The organism is Streptosporangium sp. NPDC051023 (genome assembly GCF_040689595.1).
Lineage (GTDB): Bacteria > Actinomycetota > Actinomycetes > Streptosporangiales > Streptosporangiaceae > Streptosporangium.
This window is the reverse complement of record NZ_JBFBCE010000003.1, coordinates 40479-59663: the sequence shown is the minus strand read 5'-3', so window position 1 is coordinate 59663 and position 19185 is coordinate 40479. Positions and strand designations below refer to the sequence as shown.

Genomic DNA, 19185 nt, shown 5'->3' with positions numbered 1-19185 from the left:
GGTAGCAACTTGAAACCATGGAGGACGCATGACGACCGAATGCCGGAAGGGCGAGAAACAGGGGACCGAGACGGCCCGCTCCCCCGCCCCTGGCCTCTCACGCGGGACCGTCGCGCTGTTCGCCGTGGCGAGCGGTACGGCGGTGGCCAACGTCTACTTCGCGCAGCCGCTGCTGGCCACCCTCGGCCAGGAGTTCGGAATCGGTCAGGGGGCGGTCGGCACCTTGGTGACGGCGACCCAGGTCGGCTACGGCCTCGGACTGTTCCTGCTGGTGCCCCTCGGCGACACGCTCAACCGCCGGAAACTGGTGACGACGCAGTCCCTACTGCTGGCGGCGGCGCTCGCGGCCCTCGGCACCGCCGCTCATGTGCCCGCGCTGTTCGCCTCCGCCGCCGTGATGGGTTTCCTTGCCGTCGTTACCCAGTCCCTGGTCGCCTACGCCGCCGCATTGGCCACCCCGGACCGCCGGGGTCACGTCGTGGGCCAGGTCACCGGCGGCATCGTCGTCGGAATCCTGCTTGCCCGCACCGTCTCAGGGGTGCTGGCGGACCTGGCGGACTGGCGTACCGTCTATCTCGCCTCCGCCGCCACGACACTGATCCTGGCCTTGGCCCTACGGCGCGCCCTGCCCCGTCAGACCACGCCCGTCGAGCGTCTGCGCTACCGCGACCTGCTGCGCTCAACGGCCGCTCTGTTCGTCCAGGAGCGCCTGCTACGTACCCGGGCCGTGCTCGCCCTGCTCGTCTTCGCCTCCTTCAGCGTCCTGTGGAGCTGCGTCGCCCTGCCGCTCAGCGCCCAACCGCTGTCCCTGACGCACACCGCCATCGGGGCCTTCGGGCTCGCCGGTGCGGCCGGAGCCCTGGCCGCAGCACCCGCCGGGCGCCTGCACGACCGCGGCCACGCCCGGCGAACCACCGGCGGAGCCCTGTTCCTGCTCGCGCTCTCCTGGATCCCCCTGGCGTTCACCCGGCAGTCCCTGTGGGCGCTGGCGGTCGGCGCCGTCCTGCTCGACCTGGCCGTCCAGGCCGTTCACGTCACCAACCAGAGCGTCATCTACACCCACCGCCCCGACGCGGGCGGTCGCGTCATCGGCGGCTACATGGTGTTCTACTCGGTCGGCAGCGCCATCGGCGCCTGGGCGTCCACCACCCTGTACGCGATCGCGGGCTGGGGCGCCGTCTGCCTCCTCGGCGCGGCGTTCAGCCTCCTGGCCCTCGCCGTATGGGCATTCCTCGACCCGCCCGCGTCCCCCACGGCCCGGGAGGAACGTCCTATCGGGTACGGCGGGCGATGAAGGTGATGAGACCGGTGGCTCCGGCCGCCGCCGCCAGCCAGAGGGCCACGGCCGAACCCGGCACCCCGGCGTCGGCGCCGGAGTCCTCCCTCGCGTCGGCCACCAGCGTGGTCGCGCCTCCCTTGCCCGTGCCCTTTTTGGTTTCGTCCGTCGGCGTCGGGGTGGGATAGGGGGCCGTCTCCCGCAGGACGCTGTCGGGCAGCGGCACCCGGTAGACCGGGCTGTTCTTCCCCTCCGTACCGGTCAGCAGCGCCTTGCCGTCGAGCGTGTAGGCGATGGACTCGGCCTGTTCGAGCTGCGGCATCGACACCCGGGCGATCTGGTCTCCGGGCGCGCGGTACACCGTGGCGGAGAAGTAGGTGCGGATCACGAAGCTCGACCCGTCGGGGGCGTACGCGGCGTCGGTCGCCATGATGGGCGCGAAGCCGACCTTGCGGAGCACGTTGGTCCTGTCGGTGCGCAGCCGCTTCGGAGCCTCGTAGACCGATCCGGAGAACTCCTTGCTCACGACGTAGAGCCGCCCGGTGCGGGGGTGGACCATGAGTCCCTCCGCGTTGTGGCCGCCGTCCTCGTACTTGAACCGGTAGCGCGTCGCGGGGACGACGGCATCACGCAGCGTGGCGGGCTCGGGCACCCGGTACACCGACACGTCGGGCCACGCCCCGTCGAAGTTGTCGCCGATGTCGGCGAACCAGAGCACCCCCTGCCCCGTCTTCGGGTCCTTGGTCGCGGCCATCGCCTCCCAGTCACGGGCCACCGCCCCTTGCAGGGTGAACCTCGCGCGAGTCCGCCCGTCAGGGCCGACCGCGAAGAAGACCGGCCCGTCGGAGCTGTCGTTGTGGGTGTAGTAGATGTCCTTGTGCGTCGGCGAGACTGCCAGGCCACTCGACTCGGTGATCCGGCTGTCCTTGAAGGTGAACAGCTTCTGCCCGTCCTCGTCCGTGTCCGCCGACGCCCCCTGCCCCGGCGCCAGCGCCAACCCGGCCAGCGCGGCCACCACGAGCACGCGAATCATGACATACCCCGGTCTGCTCCCCATCCCGCCATCATGCCCTGCGCGGCACCGTAGCGGCGGGAGCCACCACGGTCCCCGGCGGGACGCGCCCGCAGGCTCAGGAAAACGGGCTCGCCTGGAGTGCACTCCAGGTGCCTAGGGTGAGCGTATGGAATACACGCAGCTTGGCCGTACCGGGCTGAAGGTCAGCCGCCTCTGCCTGGGCACCATGAACTTCGGTCCCCTGACCCCGGAGGAGGACTCCTTCGCGATCATGGACCACGCCCACGAGCTGGGTGTCAACTTCTTCGACACAGCCAACGTGTACGGCTGGAAGCAGGGCGAGGGCATCACCGAGAACATCATCGGACGGTGGTTCGCCAAGGGGGGCGGGCGCCGCGAGAAGACGGTCATCGCCACCAAGCTCTACGGCTCGATGGGCGACTGGCCCAACGAGAACCTGCTGTCGGCGCTGAACATCCGCCGCGCCGCCGAGGCGTCGCTGAAGCGCCTGCAGACCGACTACATCGACGTCTACCAGGCTCACCACATCGACAGGAACACCCCCTTCGAGGAGTTCTGGGAGGCGATGGACGTCCTGAAGCAGCAGGGCAAGATCCTGTATGTCGGGTCGTCCAACTTCGCGGGCTGGCACATCGCCAAGGCGCAGGAGACGGCCGCCCGCCGCAACACCCTCGGCCTGGTCTCCGAGCAGTCGCACTACAACCTGCTCGTCCGGGCCCCCGAGCTCGAGGTCATCCCGGCGTGCGAGGACTACGGGCTCGGCCTGATCCCGTGGAGCCCACTGGCGGGCGGCCTGCTCGGCGGCATCCTCCGCAAGATCGACAAGGGACGCTCCGCATCGGAGACGATCACCAGGGAGCTGGGCAAGCACCGCGACAAGATCGAGCGGTACGAGGCGTTCTGCGACGAGCTCGGTGAGGACCCGGCCAACGTCGGCCTGGCCTGGCTGCTCCACCAGAAGGTCGTCACCGCCCCGATCGTCGGCCCGCGCACGCTGGAGCAGTTCGACGCCACCACGAGGGCGCTGGAGATCACGCTGGACGAGAAGGCGCTCGCCGGACTCGACGAGATCTTCCCCGGCCACAAGACCGCTCCGGAGGACTACGCCTGGTAACCCCAGGGCGACCTCCTTCCCCTGGACAGACCGCGCCTCTCCCCAGGCGGACAGGCCACACTCTGTATTCACCGGACGGGCTGTGTCTCCTCAGCACGTCGTGACCTTCCACGGCGCCGGTACGGCGAGCGGTGACGCGATCACACTCGGCGCCGTGAACGATGAACAACCGGCAAACGTTCAAGGTCACCGCACAAGGTGAGAGTTTTGATTCCTTAACCTGCCCGACCGATTCACCGGGAAGACTCCCCGCCTGAGCGGGGAGTCTTCCTCTTGGAATCCGAACGACATCGAACCATGCCGGGTCTGGTGGAGCCTTTGGTGCGCCTGCCCCAAACCACAACGACTCCAGGAGATGAAGTATCGGCACACATTGAGGTACCTAGGTACTATGGGACTCAGGAGGAACCCATGACCATGCCTCATACGACCAAGCGGCAGTCACCGCTGAAAGTCGATCCGGCGACCGACGAGCTGATCTCCCAGGCCGCCCACTTCCTCGGGATGACCAAGAAGGATCTGGTCACCGCCGCCGTCCGCGTCTACCTGGAGCAGCAGCGTGAGCACATCCGGCAAGGCATGATCGAGTCGATGAAAGTCCTGGACGGCTCCCTCACCTCCAGCGTGTCCCTTCTCACCGGTCTGTCCCCTGAGCGCGTCAATGAGCTCGGCGGCACCGGCGACTGGGAAGACTGACATCCCTGTGCCTCGGGTACGCCCCACTCTCCGCGTCCTTCGTGACGATCTGAAAATGCCCCCACCCTCCACCCGAACCCCTCTGGATTCGATTAACCATCCCCTGCTGGACAAGGCATCCGAGCAGTTCGCCGCCCCCGGCACCGCGCACGAGCGCATCCGCGCCATCGACGACGTGGTCATGTTCAAGGTGAAGGTGCAGCGTTGGCGACGGCCCGTGCCCGCTACAACAGCGAACACGACCACCCCCTGACCACCAGCCCCCACAGCGGACATCTCCTGCCCAACGATGACGACCACGACCGCTATCGGCTCGAAGCCGCCACCCGATTCGTCCCCCGCCTCAACGCCACAATCCGCGATCTGGCACGCGACTCCCTGCGCGACGGTCACGAGCACGCCGCCGATTTCCCCGGCTTCCGGCTCGGCATCCAGATCCGCGCCGATGACGGCAACGAGACCTACGTGGCGATCCGCATCACCGGCTCAGTCTCAGCCAACCTGACCGCGACGATCCTGGACCGGGTCCCCGGTTGCGAGCCAGATGGTTGGTTCCCCGAATACGCCCTGCCCGCCGGTCGCCGGACGAGGGGAGCCGGGAAGGCGTCAGGTGATGAGGGCGCCGATCACCACGAGGAGCACGAGCAGTGCGAGCACCGTGGGCAGGAGCCAGCGACGGGGACGATCCACGTTCTGGAGCTTAGCTTCGCCCATAGGGTGCCGGGGCCGTCAGGGCATACTCCGCGATCTCCTCATAGCGGACAGTGGATCCGAGATGGCTCCGCACCAGATGCACGGCGCTCATCTCCCACTCGGCTCCCTCGAACGCTGCGAACGCCTCGACCAGGCCGGTGACGTCGGTCTCCGTCCGCGTCCTGGCCAGGGTCAGGTGCGGGCTGAGCCGCTTCCTGTCGACCTGTACGGCTCCGGCCCGCCGCGCCCCCGCTCCCAGGGACTCGGCGAGGCGGACGAGCGGGAGGCGGGGGCCGTACAGACCGGTCCAGAAGACCCGGGCCCGGCGGGCGGAGGGGAAGGCTCCGGCCCCGGCCAGCGACAGTGTCATCGGCGCGTGGCGCGAGGCCGCGCGGGCGAGCCTCGTCTCCAGCTCGGGCTGGATCTCCTCCGGGACCTCCCCGAGAAATGACAGCGTCACGTGCCAGTTCGCCCGGTCGATCCAGCGGAGCCCCGGCCACGCCCCCTGGTGGGGGCGCAGCGCGCGGGCCAGTTCGTCACGCGCCCGCCGGGGCGGCAGCACTCCCACGAACAGTCGCATGCGACCTCCTGCCGATCGCCTTGGTCAGCATTATCGCGGCCCCGGTGCCGATCACCGTGAGCACCCCGCCGACCACGACGCCCGCGCGGGGGCCGCCCATCTCGGCGACCCAGCCGAGCAGCGGCGCGCCGATCGGGGCACCGCCGGTGAACACCAGCACGTAGATGCCCATCACCCGGCCGCGCATCTCGGGGGAGGCGGCGAGCTGCACACTGGTGTTCGCGGTCGTGTTGACCGAGATCAGTGCGACGCCCGCGGGGACGAGGAGGAGCAGGTAAACCGGGTACCACGGGGCGAGTCCCGTGACGACCTGGAACAGGCCGAACGACAGCGCGCCACCGATCAGCAGCTTCCTGCTGGGCCGTACGCGTCTGGCCGCCATGAGAGCGCCGACGAGCGCGCCGACGGCGAACATGCTGGACGCCAGGCCGAAGGAGGACGCGCCCGCGCCGAAGACCTCACGGGCCATCAACGCGATGGACATCGAGAACGACTGCGCGCACAGCGAGACGAACGCGACAAGCAGGATGGGCATCAGCAGGTCAGGGCGTTCCATGACGTAGCGCAGCCCCTCACGGAGCTGTCCCTTCGCCCTGGGCACCGGGTCCGGGGTGGTCAGCTCGGAGGTCCGCATCAGCGCCAGGCCGCCGAGCACGGCGAGGAACGACAGCGCGTTGAGCACGAAGATCGGACCGGTGCCACCGAGCGCGTAGATCAGCACACCCGCGAGGGCGGGGCCGACCACACGGGCCAGGTTGAAGCTGGAGGCGTTCAGCGCGATGGCGTTGGGCAGGTCCTTGCGGCCGACCATCTCGACCACGAACGACTGCCTGGTCGGCACCTCGACGCACAGGACGAGGCCGAGCGCGAAAGCCATCATGTAGACGTGCCACTCCCGCGCCTGACCGGTCAGGGTCAGCGTGCCCAGGGTGAGCGCGAGCAGGCCCATGATCGACTGGGCGACGATCAGCACTGGCCGCTTCGGGTAGCGGTCGGCGATCATGCCGCCCCAGAGCCCGAACAGCAGCTGCGGCAGGAACTGCAGCGCGGTGGTCACACCGAGCGCGGTGGCGCTGCCGTTCGTCAGGTCCAGGATCAGCCAGTCCTGCGCGGTGCGCTGCATCCAGCCGCCGACGTTGGAGACCACGCCGCCTGCGGCGAAGAGCCGATAGTTGTAGACACGCAGCGAGCGGAACATCCCGCCCCGCACTTCCGACACCGCCTGTGCAGTACCGGTCTCGACAGCCTGCACCTCGTCCGCCTCGGCGATCTCCGCCTGCGCGGCATCGCTCTCGGCCGCCTGTACGGCACCGGCCTCGACGGACCGCGCCTCGTTCGCCTTCGTGGCGTCGGGTTCGGCAGGTCGCGGCTCACCAGCCTCGGCGTCCCGTGGGGTCGCCGAGGCGCTGCGTTCGTCGGGGTCGGCTAGTTCCGGCTGAGCTTCTCCAGAATCGGAGCCGCCTGCCTGAGCACGGCTCTCTCCTCCGGAGACAGCTCCTTCAGCCGCTGCGTCAGCCACGCCTCCTTGCGGCGGCGCTCCTCCTTCAGCAGCGTTGACCCCTGCTCGGTCACGGTCACGCTCACCTGGCGCCGGTCGGACGGATGCGGTGTGCGTGACACCAGCCCCCGCTCTTCCAGCACGGCGATCACGCGCGTCATCGAGGGCGGTTGCACCTTCTCGAGATCGGCCAATTCGCCGGGGGTTATCCCGGAATGCTGTTCCACCGCGACGAGCGTCGCGACCTGGGTGGGGGTCAGCGAGTGACCCCCTGCCTGCCTGCGCAGGCGTCTGTTCAGCCGTGCCAGTGACACGCGCAGTGCCGAAGCCAGACCGGCGTCGCTTCGCAGGCTCGCGACGGGGTCCTTCCTGGATTGGTTCGTTAGCATAAGTCATTACCTTTGCTAACTATATACCTGCGCACGTGATTCCCTCCCGGCGGGGTTTTCTTGGGCGTGAGCCGTACAGCGTGCCAGACCGACCCACGATCCCCAACCCGGACACGGCATCGCCCACCACACCAGGCTGACTCCAACCGAGAGGCGAGGCGCCGACGGGGGTGTCCCCGCGGCGGTCAAGCCCTGCGGGGGCCCGCGACGGGAGCGCCGAGCTGGACGACGGTGACGTCCACCTGGCCGTGGCCGTCCTCCCAGGCCGCGACCAGTGAGCAGTCGCCGTCTTCGAGGAGGGAACCAAGGGGGGCGTCGGCTCCCCGGTAGGTGAGGCCTTCGGCGTCGGACGCGTCGCAGCAGCCGAGGCGGAGATGCGCGCGGAGCTCGGGGTGGGAGATCGCGGCGAGCGCGGACTCCCATTCCTCGTCGACACTCCCCTCGAAGGGGATCAGGCTGCCGGGACCGTACCCGATGCCGGTCGCGACCCGCATCGCGTCGAGGAGCGTGCCGTCCGAGGCGATACGGGCGTGGCAGACGTGCCAGTTCTCCGCCAGGACGGGGTCCGCGAGGTCGAGATCGTGGCGCCACAGCACCGGCGCCAGGTCGGCGCCCCTGATGACGTCGGGGGCGAAACACGCCGCCGCCAGGTCCGCGGCGAAGTCCCTGGGGAGGCCGTGGCTGGAGAACTGGAAGAGCGAACGGCCCGCGTCGAACCGCAGGGGCGGCTCCCCCATGTCGTACAGGTAGAGGTCTCCCACCTCGACCGGCTCGCCCCCGGACAGGACCGCCGGGTTCAACCAGGTCGGATCCCGGTCGATCCTCGTCTCGTGGAAGAAGTTGCCGTGGTAGTAGGCGGCATACTCGGCGCCGGGATCGTAACCGGCGAGCGGACGACTGAGGAGGGCTCCGAAGGCGTCGGCCAGTAACGCCTCCCAGCCGACATCGCTGCTGGTGACGGATCTGTAGCGGGTCATTCCGGGACTCCTGGGGAAGCTACGCCAGCCGGAGGACGGGCGACGAGGCGCCAAGCACAAAGGCGTATGGTGACGGATCTGCCGCCCAACGACCGGGAACCGCCGGTTCTCGGCCCTCGTACGGTAGACCCGCATGGTCTCACGCGGTGGGCCACCGTACGACATGAGAATTCACCGCATGTTCCCGCGGGCGATCCGCCGTGGACGGCGTTCGTATCCCGGGCCCCGCTGCGACCGGTAGCGCCCTTCGTCCTTCTCAGCCGTCTGGCCGGTGACGTTCGCACCGTTCACGAGACGCTCGTGAACGCCCCCGCTCGCCAGTCTGTCATACCCGTGTGGAACACCCGCGGCGCCCACCTGCGACCGTCGTCGTATCCCACCGGCGAGAGTCGCATCTCCCGTTCGCCTTTTCAGCCGAAGCGCTCGCGACCGGTCGTGGAAAAAATCCTTCACATGCCGACATCCATCCTCCGCGGCGCGCTGGCCGCCGCCCTCAGCCCCTGCTGAACCGCCTCTCGCCTCGCTACCCGGAGATCAGATCTTGGAAGTGACCCCGCCCTGACCAGCCCACCCGGCGACCATGATGCCCACCACACGAACATGATCAGCGACGCGCGAACCGGCAAAGTGCCGGCGTCGTCGAGCCCCTCGCGAGTACGCTCCGGAGCCGGACACATCAGCCGAGTGTGGAGGCGTCTTGGGGCCGTACATCAAGGGCACACACCGCTTCGGCCGGGGCAGCATCTGTGTCGACGCCGATCTCACCCGCGATCCCGTTGAGTTCCCCATCCGGATAGGCGACGTCCGGGGCCTTGTCTCCCTTCCCGAGCTACGCGCCGGAGCGTTCGGGAGACCGCGCCTGGTGACTCCGTCGTTGATCAGAGGCGGAAAATCCGTCGGCTGGTCAGACGGAAGGGGACCTTCAACGGTCTGGGGAACCACCTTCGGCGATCAGTTGGACGAGACCGGCACGGTTTTCGTCACCATGCTGGCGATACGTTTCTCGCTTCCGGACACCCGGCCGGAGTCAGTCCAGCAGGCCGCCAACGAGCTCTTCGAATCGGTCGGACCGTGGTCCAGACGACTCGAAGACTGGATCAGCGTGGTGCTTGACAGGAATCCCAGCGAGCCGACCCCGATGACATGGCCGTTCGAAGAGAGAACACACAGGACAGTCGACGGGTTGGCCCTGGACTACGTCGACCCTGCGGGCCGCGGCTCCACCCTGCTCGCGTCCGCCCAGGCCACCCTGCACAGGTTCGAAGTCGTCAGTCAGCTGGAGGAAAGCGCATGGTCGAACATTCTTGATCATGTGAACGCCGGAACGGACGCGCCGAACGAACGGATCCTTCTACGCGACTCCCGGGTTGAGCTGAGACAGGATCACCACCGAAGGGCCGTGCTCGACGCGGCGACCGCGACGGAGATCTCGTTGACCCGCATGCTCGACGAGAAGCTCGGAGAACTGCCACAGGCGGTCGGCGAAATCATCCGGCAGTCGGCCCGGCAGATCGGGCCGCTCACCTCCACGCTCAGAACCCTGGGCGTGGAGCTGCCGAGCTCGCTGAAGAAGGATCTCGCAGAGGTGCGGAACAAGGTGATTCACGCCGGATATCACCCGTCTGTGAGAGAGACACGTCGGGCGGTCGAACTGGCGGCCGAGATAGTCGAGCTGTCGCGCCCGATGACCCGCGTCCTCGCGGAGCGTAACGATCATGAGCAGTCGGCAGGACAGGCGGGATGAAGGGATCCGCACGCGTTTTGCCAGGAGGGAGACCGCGTCGCCTACGCTGGAGCGTGTGAACCAGCCTCGCCTGCCGGACCTCCAACCGTTGAGGACCAACGACTCGGCCGCGATCCTCGTGGGCACCGGCCTGTGGGCGGCCGCCCTGGTAGTGCTTCTGATCGTACGGCCGGACCCCGCGCACCAGTGGTGGATCTGGACCTGTGTGTCCGGCATATGCGGCGGTCTGTTCGGCCTCTGGTTCGTCCGCCGCCGCGACCGCCGCGAGGGCACCCGGTCACCGTCACACGAGGCGTCGCAAAAGGCGTCGCACGAGGCGTTACAAGAGGCATCACAGGAACCGGTCGAACCGGTCACGGCGCTCCCGCCCGTCTCCTCCTCGTCTCCGGCTTCGCCCGCCTCACCTTCGTCGTCGGTGTCCTCGGCACCTCCTGTCACCCCCGCACCGCCCGCCGCTCCCTGACGACTGCCGGATCCCCCCGGCCCCCGGGACGTCGATCATCCCGGGGGCGGGAAGCCAGGACGGGTCAGGTTGAGGCGGTCCAGCTGTCGAGGTCGGCTTCGGCGAGGAGCAGGGGCACCGCGGCCGGGTCTCGAAGCAGGGCGGCCACCGCGAGGCGGTCGCCCCACTGCCCGGACGCCCAAGCGAGTCCGCGGGCCAGGCCCTCGACGCCGGTGGCGTGCACCGTGCCCTCGAAGAACCGCCAGGCGGCGGGCACCCCGTCCACGAGCAGGCTCTCGTGCTCCACATAGGTCGGCGGCGCCGTCGGAAGCAGTGACCGCACGGCGGCGGGGACCTCGCGAGCCGTACCCGTCGAGGTCACCTCTCCCGTGGCCTCCTCCCCGGCCAGCGGCAGGTCGAGCAGCTCGGACAGCGCCTCGGCGAGATCGAACGGGGCCAGGACCAGCGGCCGGTCCGCGACCAGGGGAAGCAGGTCGGGCGCCTCGACGACCACCGGCTCCCCCGCCGCCGCGCCGGACGGATCGCCGTCCCCCGCGGACAGCAGGTGGCCGTCCTCGACGTCGGCGACGACGATCTCACCGTTGAGGACGGCGCGCACCGCCCGGGGAGGGGCGACGCGGACGGGGGCCACCGCGGCCAGGGCCACCCACAGGGCGCGGAGCTGGGCCCGGTCGACCTCGATCGAGGGGTCGCCGAGCAGTTCGAGAAGCTCGTCGGGACCGCCGTGCGAGGCCAGCAGGTCGGGCAGGGTCGTCCGGACGCCGATCATCGCCAGCGCGGCCTCGTCGACGGTCGCGGGGGCGTCGCCGTACAGGCCGAACAGCAGCGGGTCCGCGGCGGGGAGCCGCAGCTGGGTCGGGCGCCTGCCGCCGAGGACCGGGTGGGTGGACAGCCACCACGCGGTGTAGGACGGCACCTCGACGACCTCGCCCGCCACGAGGACCCGCAGCGGGTGCAGCACCGAGCGGAGCGGGGGCTGTGACAGCAGAGCGAGGGCGGAGGGCCAGTCGGCGATGTACTCCAGGTCGCGGACCGCGGAGAACTCCCTGGCGACCGGTGGCACGTCCACGTCGGGAAGCAGGTCGAGCACGGCTTCCAGCCACTCGTCCTCGCGGTCCAGATCGTGGTCGCAGTCATCGGGGTCGATCATCACGTCGGTGTCGTTGACGACGGCGAAGCCGTCGAGCACCCCGGCAGCCGCCAGCACCCGCGAGCCGTACCGGTCGACCAGCTCGGGCGCGGCCGTGCCGAAGTGCGTCTCCTCATCCAGCAGCCCGGCCAGCGACCCGTCGGCGAGAAGCAGCTCACCCGCGGGGTACAGCTCGCCGTCCGCGCCGCGCAGCGCCAGGTCCGACAGCCAGGGGGCCTCCCCGGCGACCAGCCCGGCGGCGTCGACCAGCGCGAGCACCGCCTGCGCCACCGGCTCCGAGTCGGCGCTCTCCAGGGACTCGGCGACGGCGGCGCGGGTCAGGGAGTCTTCCAGAACCGTCCTGGGCGTCGCCTCAGCGGCGCCCAGCCGCAGCAGCAACGGATGGGCGGCCTCGCGGTGGACGACGCGCAGTCCCAGGGGGGCCAGCACGGCCGGGTCGAGCGAGGAGCCGTCGGTCAGCAGCAGCGTGCCACGCGGTCCCCTGACCAGGCGACCGTCGGCCAGCGGCACCGGCAGCGCGCCCAGCGCCTCGGGGTCGTCGGCGGGCAGCACCTCGTACAGCGAGCGCCACCAGGCGGGTTCCCTGTCCTCGACGACGTCACCGGAGAGCATGTCCACGACGTCGGCGAGCTCGACCCGCTTCACACCGAGGGCGATCATCGCCGGATGCCGGGAGGGCCACCCCGCGGGCAGCAGGCCGGGGACCATGGCGGCCACCTTCTCCAGCAGCTCGCCGGGGGCCGCGACCACCGACGCCTGCCTGCCGGCCACGACCAGCTCGTCACCGCCGGGGAGCGCGCCGGGGAGCGGCTTCTCCCCGCCGTCCGCGGATCCCTGTACGGCGCCGCCCTCCACGGGCTTGTCCTCGTCGGCGGGCCGGGAGAGGGCGGGCAGCAGCGGAGCGTCAGGGAGCCTGCGCAGGATGGCCCTGCGGATATGGGCGTCGAGCTCCCCCTTGCCCATCAGGCCGGGGACGAGGTTGAGCAGCTTGGGCGTGCGGGACAGCCCGGACAGCAGCTCGACATACGCGTCGGCGGCGCGTTCGACCAGGAAGTCGGTCAGCGGGCCCATCGCCACGTGCCGCCGGTCGGTGGCCATCGGGAACGAGGCGATGAGCAGCACGGGCAGGTCGAGCGGCTCGTCGCTCGGCGTCGGCGCGTGCACCACGGGCGGCACCTGCGCGGGCAGCGGCTTGGGCTCGCCACCGGGGAAGGTCCCCTTCGCTCCGCCCGATCCCCCCGGGGAAACGTCGCCTGATCCACCCGGGGAAACCCGGCCCGCGCCATTCGCGGCACCGCCAGGGAGCCTGGGCTCCTCAACGGGCACGGCCCAACGGACCAGCCAGTGAGGCCTGGCACGTTCCTCGGTCGGCCGGTCGGCGAACAGCTCGGCGACCTCCTCGGGGGTGAAGCGCCCAGAGGCGGAGACCACCCGCCAGCCATCCGGCAGGACCGTCCTCATCTGGCCGTCGACGTCGATCTCGATCGACTCCAGGGCGGGCAGGCCCAACAGCAGTGCGGCACTGGTCTCGTGGAGCATCCGCCGTACCGCGTCCTGCGCCGCCCTGTCGCGCAGCGGCAGCCGTACGAGGGTGTCGAACCCCCCGGGCACCTCGAGCGGCCCCGCGGGGAACGGCAGGCGCAGCAGCGGCACGTGCCCGCCGCGCTCGGCGAACTCCTTGGACAGCGTGGGCTCGGCGGCCACCAGGACGGCGGTCTGGTCGCGGGACCAGCGGACGACGCCGGAACCGAGCGAGCCGATCACCGGCTCGTCGCAGACGGAGACCACGGCCGCGAAACCGACGCCGAACCGCCCGGCCGCGCCGGACTCGTCGCGCTTGTTGGAGACGCGCAGCGTGGACAGGCTCTCGATTCCCGCCGCGTCGATCGGGGCGCCGGTGTTGGCGGCCGACAGCACCCCCTCGCGCAGCGACAGGCGGAGCCGTCCCGGCACTCCCGCGCGAAGCGCGGCGTCGGCGGCGTTCTGGGCGAGCTCGACGATCAGACGATCGCGGTATCCGCCGAGCGCGAAGTCCTCCTCCGCGTTCGCGTCCTCGCGGAACCGCGCGGGTGAGGCGGTCCAGGCGGCGAGCACGGCGGCGCGCAACCTGTCGGTGCCGAAGATGTCAGTCACAGCGATGAGTCCAAAGGTCGGGGGCCCCACAGGCCACGCCGCATCGCGGCCCGCCGGATCGTGACCGGCCCGGCGGCCTGTGAGGACGGCGTCGGATCAGGAATGACCCAGCGGCTCCGCGGCGGTGTCGTCCACGGAGCCCGCCAGGTCAGCCTCGGGGGATTCCTCCGTGAGGTCGTAGGCGTGATCGTCGAGGATCGGTGAGGTCGGCTCGACCTGGTGCGGCAGCACGGCCGCCTCCGAGTGCGCGCCGCAGCCATGGTCGGCGGCGACCACGCGCCCGTCGTCGGGGGCGTACTCGTTCGTGCACACCCCGAAGCCGATGCCGAGCGCGCCGGCGAGCGGCCAGTAGAAGCCGCAGGTCGAGCACTGGGCGGGAGCGGCGTGGGCGAGCGGGGTGTGCGGTCCCGACTCGCCGGAGTGCCAGCGGCGCACGGTGCGGTCCCTGCCGATCGGGGAGAGCACCCTGGCCCGGCCGAGGCCGTACTCGAAGATCATCTGACGGTCGGAGTCGTCCTCGGTCTGGGTGAAGCCGGGGGCGAGCCGCACGTCGTCCGCGGGGGTCGGCAGCAGGTCGCCGACGCCGAGGTCTCCGGGGCGCAGCCGCTCGCTCCACGGCACCCACTCGGGCGGCAGCAGCGCGCCGGTGCCGGGCAGGAGCACGACCTCGCTGACCGTCACGTTGCGCGCCCTTGAGGCCCTGGCGACGGTGACGGCCCAGCGCCAGCCCCGGTAAGCACGGTCGAGGCAGGTGAAGTAATGGGTGACGACCCGCTCGGCCTCGGCCTCCGCGCCGAGGTGGTCGCCCACCTCGTCCGGCCTGACGTTCTCCTCGATCGCGGAACGGGCCAGGTCGACGGCGGCGGCACACGCCGGGTCGAGAACCGCGGCGCGGGCCCGGGAACGGGTCACGAGTCCACCTCCACCGGCCTCGCAACCAGGCGGCTGCTGTCCTTACTTCCTAGCTCGCTACGCTGACTCACAGTTCATTCTCACCTATGCCCGGAGCGAACGGCACCGCTACCCGCCTATCTCCCGCCCGCCCGGGGGGTCCGCCGGAGACGGCCTCGCGGTGGAGCCCAGTGAGAGTGGCACTTCCGGCGTAGGAAGGACTTCGAGGACCTGATGGCGCCACCCGAACCGTGATCTCGCGCCAGCCGAACCGTGACCTGGGGTCGCCCCCGCCGACGGTCCGCAACCCCCGATAGGCGGTCCGTAACCACATCGGACGACGCCCCTTACTCTCCCGGACCCGGAACGGTCACCGCCAGGACCGGGAGGCGGCGTCTCGCGGGACCGGACGCCAAGTGACATACCGCATCGGGCATCCCACCCGCCATTCGGGTAAGACTGGATGCGTGGCAGGTGGGTGGGAACAAGCACAGAGGACGGTCGGCGACGCCTCCCGTCTGATCGGTCGCTCGGCGGCGGGTGCGGGCAGGGCGACGGTACGAGCGGGGCGGGCGACGGCGCGCGCCGGCCGCGGCGCGGGGCGGACCGTCGTACGCGCGGGCCGCGGCGCGGCCAGCGGGACCCGCAGGATCGGTACGGCGTCACGGCGGCTGACCCATGCCCAGGGCGCGGGCCGTACGGGACTGGGGCAGCTGATCGAGCTGACCGCGCTGGAGAGCGCGGGTGACGCGCTGGTCACCGCCTCCCTGGCCGGAACGCTGTTCAAGCTTCCGGTCAACGAGGCGAGGGGGCAGGTCGCGCTCTACCTGCTGATCACGATGATCCCCTTCGTGGTGGTCGCGCCGTTCGTCGGGCCGGTCCTCGACCGGTTCCGCTCGGGCAGGCGCTTCGTGATGGCGGGCACCCTGTTCGGCAGGGGCCTGCTCTGCTTCGCGATGGCCGCGGCGATCGTTCCCGGCGACGTGTTCACCATCTTCCCCGCGGCGCTGGCCGTGCTGGTGCTGTCGAAGGCCTACAGCGTCTCCCGGGCGGCGATCATGCCGAACGTGCTGCCCGCCGACATCGCGCTGGTCACCGCGAACGCGAGGGTCGCCCTGTTCGCCCTGGTCACCGCGGGTGTGGCGCTGCCTGTCGGCGCGGGGGTCAGCGCCTGGCTCGGCGCCGAGTGGACGCTGCGGGGAGCCCTGGTGCTCTTCCTGCTCCTGGGCGTGCTGGCCGTACGACTGCCGCGTCACGTCGACTCCCCCGACCTCGACGTGCTCGACGAGGAGCAGGAGGACGGGCAGGCGCGGCCTGACCGCTGGCGCACGCTGCTGAACGTGGGCCCCGTGGTCACCGAGGCGATGGCCGCGAACGTGGCCGTCCGCCTCTACTCCGGGTTCCTGCTGTTCTACCTGCTGTTCCTGGTGCAGGACAGACACCTGCCCGGCCTGACGCCCCCGGTCACGATCGGCGTGCTCGCCGTGGCGGCGGGAGCGGGCGGCCTGGCGGGAACCGCCGTCGCCTCGTGGGTGCGCAGCCGCTCGCCACAGGTGATCGTGCTGATCACGCTCGCACTGGCGACCGTGACCACGATCGCCGCGGCCGTGGTGTTCACCCTGTGGACGGCGGTCGCCGTCGCGCTGGTCGCCGCGTTCGCCCAGGGACTGGGCAAGCTCGCGCTGGACGCGATCGTGCAGCGCGAGATCGGTGAGGAGGTCCGCTCGTCGACCTTCGGCGTGGTCGAGGCGTTCCTGCAGGTCGCCTGGGTCGGGGGCGGCCTGGTCGGGCTGCTGTTCTCGCTGTTCGCCGGCGGCCGCGCCGGGCTGGCGGTGATGTCCGTCGTGCTCGGCGGCTCACTCGGCTGGCTCCTGGTACGGCGCCGCAGACGGGTCGACGCGAGGGACGCCAGGTTCGAGAAGGCCAGGGCGGAGGCCTCAAGGACTCCGAAAACCTCTAATGCCTCGAATATCGTGAATGTCCCGGATGTCGCAGAGAGCGAGGACGCTTCGGGTGCCTCGGACGCCCGGCCCGGCTCCCGGAGCGGCCCCGTGAACGCGCGGGCCAACGCCGGAAGCGGCGCGCGGGCCGGTGCCGGAGGCGGCGCACGGTCTGACGGGAACGGCGCACGGCCCGACGGGGGAACGAGCCTCCTGCCCAGCGTCCCCGACGCCCCGCGCCCGGTCCCCTTGAGGAGACACGGGCCCGGGACGGGGAACACGACGACCACGGTCGTACAGCGCGACGATCCCCCCGCGGACAAGCGGACCAAGCCGCTGACCAACCCCCACGGCTGAGCCGCGGGAACGGGTGCGCGCCGCCCCTTCCCGAAAGAGCGCTCACGTTTCCCGGAAAAGCGCTCCAGGGAAGGGGGAACCGGGCCCCGAGCGGCCTTCGAGGAACGAAGGCCGCGAGGGCCGGGGGAAAGTCGTGAGGGGTGCGAAGCGGGTCAGTCGTCCAGGTCGTCGGCCACGGCGCGGAGCACCGCGGCGATCTTCTTGGCGTGCACGGCCTCGGGGTGCTTGCCCTTCTGGTAGGACGTGGAGACCGCGTCCAGCAGCTTGATCAGGTCTTCCACGATGACCACCATCTCGTCGGGCTTCTTGCGCTTGCCCTTCGGCTTGACGGTTTTGGCGAGCGTCGGGGGCTGGTCGATTACACGCACCGAGAGCGCCTGCTGCCCACGGCGCCCTTCGGCCACGCCAAACTCGACCTTTTGGCCCGGCTTGAGGGAATCCACGCCATCGGGAAGCGCGGAAGAATGCACGAAGACCTCACCGCCGTCGTCGCGGGTGAGGAAGCCGAAACCCTTGTCGGCGTCGTACCACTTGACCTTGCCACTCGGCACAGGGGTGACCTCGTTCAGACTGTCGTGAAAAGGAATGGATGTAGGTTATGCCCAGCGAGCGCTTCGAGCGACCGTGTATTCAGCCCTGAATTACACGAATACAGTGGGGCTCCTCCAGCCGTCGTACCACTCGGCGAACTCGGTCAGATCCGCGAGCACCACATCGGCTCCGTGATCACGCAGTTCCCCCACCGGATGGTGACCCGTCGCCACTCCCACACTGACGGCGCCGCCCGCCCGCGCCGCCTCGATGTCGGCGACATGGTCCCCGACGTAGGCGGCCGCACCGAACGCGGCGAGCGAGGGCCCTTTGGCCGGCCCGAAGACCGAGCCCGCGACCTCGTCGACGTCCAGGCCAAGGGCCTTGACCGTCCTCGTCGCGTCCAGAGGGTTCTTCCCCGTCACCACGATGACCCTGCCACCCGCCCGCCGTACGGTCTCGACGGCCTGGAACGCGCCGGGCATCGGGGTTGTGGCCGGGACGGCGATCGAGGGGTACAGCGACCGGTAGACGTCGACGGCTCGCGGGATCTCCTCTGCGGGCAACCAGTTGGCCAGCTCCCACTCCAGCGGCGGCCCAAGCCTGGCGACCACGGCGGCGCTGTCGATGAACACACCGATGCGCAGCGCCAACTCGTCATAGACGGCGGCGATACCCGCGCGCGTGTCAGCCAGCGTCATGTCCAGGTCGAACCCGACCGAGTTCATCTGGTTTCCACCGCTCCCCTCCGCCCAGCGGAGGGATCGGGCTCCGCGAGGCTCTCGCAGGATGTCAAATCTCCGGAGAACACGGGTAATCCCGACCTGCTGTACGGGACGCCCCCGCTGTGAAAGTCTGCTGGAGAACCCGCTCTTCAGCCGGGACACGGCCGTGCCCGGGCAGCCGGGGCCCCTCCCCACCGCTCCGCGCGCCGTACCGCCCCTGCCGCCGACACCGTCGCGCACCGACGGGTCCGGGCACGCGCGGCCTGGCGAGCCACGACCTCACAGGTCCGGCACTGGATAGGGTCACGGTGGAGGTATCGGTAAAGAGATGACCAGATCGACGCGCGAGCGGATCGTCGACGAGGCCCTGCGCCTGTTCGCCGAACGAGGCTACTCGGCGACCTCGGTGGCCGAGATCGAGGCCGCTTCCGGGCTGTCTCCCGGCGCTGGAGGTCTCTACCGGCACTTCAGGTCCAAGTACGAGGTGCTGGCCGCGGCGATCAACGAGCACGCCGCCAGGACCAGGGCGCAGATCGCCGAGACGCTGGCCGAGATGAGCGCGATCGACCCCTCGGTCGCCGTCGAGGAGCGCCTGGCGCACCTGTGCAAGGCCGGACTGGCCAAGGTTCGCGAGGAGAGCGAGCTGACACGTGTCTTCTTCCGCGACCTGAGCCAGTTCCCCGAGCTGGTCGCGATCGTGCGTGAGGGGCTGCTCCAGCCGATGTTCGACGCGATCACCACCTGGTTTCGTGCCCAGCCCGAATATGCCGGGGCCGACCTCGACTGGCCCGCGATCGGCGCCGTGCTCGGTGGCGCGGTGGTCCACTACCGGCTTTTCGAGGAGACCGTCGGCGAACCCCCCGGCCGCGCGGAGCGCGACCGTTTCGTGGCCTCCTGGGTGCGTCTCGCGCTCGGTCTGCTGCCCAGGCCCGTGGTCCAGACGATCGGCTGAGCGGAGCCCCGCGACCCGTCCGACCATCGCTTCGACGGTG

At 70.3% G+C, this 19185-nt stretch carries 17 protein-coding genes; 8 read left to right on the top strand and 9 right to left on the bottom strand.

Annotated features, from left to right (window positions below; all coding sequences use genetic code 11):
- The first annotated feature begins 28 nt into the window (after nucleotides 1–28).
- Nucleotides 29–1294 (top strand): MFS transporter, encoded by a 1266-nt coding sequence (locus AB0395_RS02830; protein ID WP_366276292.1) that lies wholly within the window; start codon nucleotides 29–31, stop codon nucleotides 1292–1294.
- Here the strand turns inward: AB0395_RS02830 and AB0395_RS02825 are convergent.
- Nucleotides 1272–2333: a hypothetical protein gene (locus AB0395_RS02825; protein WP_366276291.1), complete on the bottom strand. Its 1062-nt coding sequence runs from the start codon at nucleotides 2331–2333 to the stop codon at nucleotides 1272–1274. The two genes, AB0395_RS02830 and AB0395_RS02825, sit on opposite strands and share 23 nt — an antisense overlap.
- Before the next feature lie 124 nt (nucleotides 2334–2457).
- Between AB0395_RS02825 and AB0395_RS02820 the strand changes: the two genes are divergently transcribed.
- The 3 genes from AB0395_RS02820 to AB0395_RS02810 all read left to right on the top strand — a co-directional run bounded on the left by AB0395_RS02820 (nucleotide 2458) and on the right by AB0395_RS02810 (nucleotide 4375).
- Nucleotides 2458–3426, top strand: a complete 969-nt coding sequence (locus AB0395_RS02820; protein WP_366276289.1) for an aldo/keto reductase — start codon at nucleotides 2458–2460, stop codon at nucleotides 3424–3426.
- A gap of 411 nt (nucleotides 3427–3837) precedes the next feature.
- Nucleotides 3838–4122: a hypothetical protein gene (locus AB0395_RS02815; protein ID WP_366276287.1), complete on the top strand. Its 285-nt coding sequence runs from the start codon at nucleotides 3838–3840 to the stop codon at nucleotides 4120–4122.
- Nucleotides 4123–4177: 55 nt separating this feature from the next.
- Complete coding sequence (locus AB0395_RS02810; RefSeq protein ID WP_366276285.1) at nucleotides 4178–4375, top strand: hypothetical protein; 198 nt, start codon at nucleotides 4178–4180, stop codon at nucleotides 4373–4375.
- Nucleotides 4376–4822: 447 nt separating this feature from the next.
- On the opposite strand, the gene thpR is transcribed toward AB0395_RS02810, so the two are convergent.
- The 4 genes from thpR to AB0395_RS02790 all read right to left on the bottom strand — a co-directional run bounded on the left by thpR (nucleotide 4823) and on the right by AB0395_RS02790 (nucleotide 8259).
- The gene (thpR, locus tag AB0395_RS02805) at nucleotides 4823–5395 is read right to left on the bottom strand and encodes an RNA 2',3'-cyclic phosphodiesterase (RefSeq protein ID WP_366276284.1); all 573 of its coding nucleotides are present in this window, start codon (nucleotides 5393–5395) and stop codon (nucleotides 4823–4825) included.
- Nucleotides 5352–6914 carry an MFS transporter gene (locus AB0395_RS02800; protein ID WP_366276282.1) on the bottom strand — a complete coding sequence of 521 codons (1563 nt, stop codon included), beginning with the start codon at nucleotides 6912–6914 and terminating at the stop codon, nucleotides 5352–5354. Before AB0395_RS02800 ends, thpR begins: the two co-directional genes overlap by 44 nt.
- Complete coding sequence (locus AB0395_RS02795) at nucleotides 6821–7282, bottom strand: MarR family transcriptional regulator (RefSeq protein WP_366276280.1); 462 nt, start codon at nucleotides 7280–7282, stop codon at nucleotides 6821–6823. The genes AB0395_RS02800 and AB0395_RS02795 overlap by 94 nt, the downstream gene beginning before the upstream one ends.
- Nucleotides 7283–7467: 185 nt before the next feature.
- Nucleotides 7468–8259, bottom strand: a complete 792-nt coding sequence (locus tag AB0395_RS02790) for a hypothetical protein (protein ID WP_366276278.1) — start codon at nucleotides 8257–8259, stop codon at nucleotides 7468–7470.
- Nucleotides 8260–9214: 955 nt separating this feature from the next.
- On the opposite strand from AB0395_RS02790, the gene AB0395_RS02785 reads away from it, so the two are divergent.
- Together AB0395_RS02785 and AB0395_RS02780 are read left to right on the top strand one after the other, a co-directional pair.
- Complete coding sequence (locus AB0395_RS02785) at nucleotides 9215–10003, top strand: hypothetical protein (protein ID WP_366276276.1); 789 nt, start codon at nucleotides 9215–9217, stop codon at nucleotides 10001–10003.
- 55 nt (nucleotides 10004–10058) lie between these two features.
- Nucleotides 10059–10466, top strand: a complete 408-nt coding sequence (locus tag AB0395_RS02780; protein ID WP_366276275.1) for a DUF2530 domain-containing protein — start codon at nucleotides 10059–10061, stop codon at nucleotides 10464–10466.
- 64 nt (nucleotides 10467–10530) lie between these two features.
- Here AB0395_RS02780 and AB0395_RS02775 read toward each other — a convergent pair whose 3' ends face one another.
- Both AB0395_RS02775 and AB0395_RS02770 read right to left on the bottom strand, forming a co-directional pair.
- On the bottom strand, nucleotides 10531–13749 hold the full coding sequence (locus tag AB0395_RS02775) for a hypothetical protein (protein ID WP_366276274.1): 3219 nt from the start codon (nucleotides 13747–13749) through the stop codon (nucleotides 10531–10533).
- A 96-nt stretch (nucleotides 13750–13845) separates the two neighbouring features.
- A complete protein-coding gene (locus AB0395_RS02770) occupies nucleotides 13846–14661 on the bottom strand; it encodes a DUF3027 domain-containing protein (RefSeq protein WP_366276273.1) in 816 nt (271 codons plus the stop codon).
- A gap of 446 nt (nucleotides 14662–15107) precedes the next feature.
- On the opposite strand from AB0395_RS02770, the gene AB0395_RS02765 reads away from it, so the two are divergent.
- Nucleotides 15108–16937 (top strand): MFS transporter, encoded by a 1830-nt coding sequence (locus tag AB0395_RS02765; protein ID WP_366276271.1) that lies wholly within the window; start codon nucleotides 15108–15110, stop codon nucleotides 16935–16937.
- Between the two features lie 152 nt (nucleotides 16938–17089).
- On the opposite strand, the gene AB0395_RS02760 is transcribed toward AB0395_RS02765, so the two are convergent.
- A complete protein-coding gene (locus AB0395_RS02760) occupies nucleotides 17090–17488 on the bottom strand; it encodes a cold-shock protein (protein ID WP_366276269.1) in 399 nt (132 codons plus the stop codon).
- Between the two features lie 90 nt (nucleotides 17489–17578).
- A complete protein-coding gene (locus AB0395_RS02755; protein WP_366276268.1) occupies nucleotides 17579–18196 on the bottom strand; it encodes an HAD family hydrolase in 618 nt (205 codons plus the stop codon).
- Nucleotides 18197–18521: 325 nt separating this feature from the next.
- Between AB0395_RS02755 and AB0395_RS02750 the strand changes: the two genes are divergently transcribed.
- The gene (locus AB0395_RS02750; RefSeq protein ID WP_366276267.1) at nucleotides 18522–19145 is read left to right on the top strand and encodes a helix-turn-helix domain-containing protein; all 624 of its coding nucleotides are present in this window, start codon (nucleotides 18522–18524) and stop codon (nucleotides 19143–19145) included.
- Nucleotides 19146–19185 lie beyond the last annotated feature (40 nt).